This window comes from Streptomyces sp. NPDC002513 (genome assembly GCF_053595355.1).
Map to the genome: position 1 here is coordinate 1 of NZ_JBSFXK010000160.1, position 1,547 is coordinate 1,547.

The 1,547-nt window shown below is 69.4% G+C and carries 1 protein-coding gene; it reads right to left on the reverse strand.

The genetic code is table 11. The annotated features are described in order from the left end of the window. Positions 1-14: 14 nt before the first annotated feature. Positions 15-1,430: an IS4 family transposase gene (locus ACWD5Q_RS35480; protein ID WP_451431185.1), complete on the reverse strand. Its 1,416-nt coding sequence runs from the start codon at positions 1,428-1,430 to the stop codon at positions 15-17. Between the last annotated feature and the right edge of the window lie 117 nt (positions 1,431-1,547).

Below are 1,547 nucleotides of genomic sequence, written 5' to 3' on the forward strand. Positions count from 1 at the left end.
CAACGCCGTTGCGTTTACCGATGTGAGCGGGGCGCAAGCCCCTTCTCCATGATCGCGATCTCGGTGTGGAAGGTGTAGGTCTGGGCGGTGGCGGGGTGTTGGGCGGTGTTCGGGGCGTACTTGCTGTGGCTCTTGAGGCTGCGGGCTTTCAGGCGCTGGCGGCGGTGCGCCGGCAGGAGGTTGTCGAGCAGTGCGCGGCCGATGGTGCCGACCAGCTGGGCAGTGCCGGAGGGAAGGATGCCGGAGGCGGTGGTGACCTGGTCGCGGGCGGCGTTCAGGGCGACGGTGAAGCTGAGCCGGTCCATGTCCAGGCCCGGACGGTGGGTGGCGGCGTCCGCGGCGGTGTGGATCAGGGCCTGGTAGACGGTGAGGATGCCCCAGACCTCCTGGTCCAGGTCGGCGGGGTGTCCGGAGCGCAGGACGCGGCCGTCCAGCAGGGTCGCCTTCACGCTTGCGTAGCAGGTTTCCGCCTGCCACCTTTCGTGGTACAGCGTCACCAGGCGTCTGGCAGGGTGCAGGGCGGGGTCGGTGAGGCTGGTGATCAGCCGCCACTGTTCCCGGCGCACGGTCCCGTCCGCCAGTTTCACCGTGATCCATGCCTCGATCACGCGGACGGTCAGCAGGCCGTAGCCGTGTCCGGTCCGGTAGGGCGCGGACAGGCGGGTCAGATACGAGCCGTCCGGCAGGCGGTCCTGGACGAGCGGGCGGCGGGTGGCCGAGGAGCGCACCAGGAACTGCGCACCGGTGGCGTGGATGCCGCGCAGGAAACCGATCGCGTCGAACCCGGCGTCCGCCAGCACCAGCATGTTCGCCTCCAGACGGTCCAACAGGCGTATGGCATAAGGGAGTTCGCCGTCGCTCTCGGGTCCGAACGCGGCGGCTATGATCGCGCGGGTGCCGGTCTCGACCAGAGTGACCAGACGCATCAGCGGGTAGCCGAACTCGCGCACCGCGCCGCTGCGCTTGGGGAAACGGCCGGTGACCGGGGCGCGGTCGGGCAGCTGCAGGCCGGTGCCGTCGAAGGCGACCGTGCGCATCCCGCACCACCACACGCCCGGAGCACTCCTGGTCGCCACGGTCCCGGCCAGCGTCTCGAAGAGCACCCGCAGCGGCTCTGCGCCCAGCCGGCGCCGGGCCCGCGAGAGCGAGGAGGCATGCGGGCTGACCAGCGGAAGTCCGACCAGCCCGGCGGTGAGCTTGCCCCACACCGCCCGATAGGAGCAGTCCTCGAACAGAGCGAGCGCGAGGACGAAGTACACCACCACCCTCGCCGGCAGCAGACGCACCCGCCGCTGCAGCGCGCGGGTCTCCTCCAGTACCGCGTCCACCAGCGCGAAGTCCACGATCTGCGTCAACTCGCCCAGATGCCCCGGCGCGAACACGCCCCGGGCTGTCTCGATCGTGCGCGTGATGACAGACTTCTCCAGCAACGGGACTCCTGGTCTTGATGATCACCTTGCTCGACACAAGCTGATCTACCAGGGGTCCCGTTTCCACTGTTCAGGCGGGGTTGCCACCACCTCAAGATCCCTAACGCAACGGCGTTG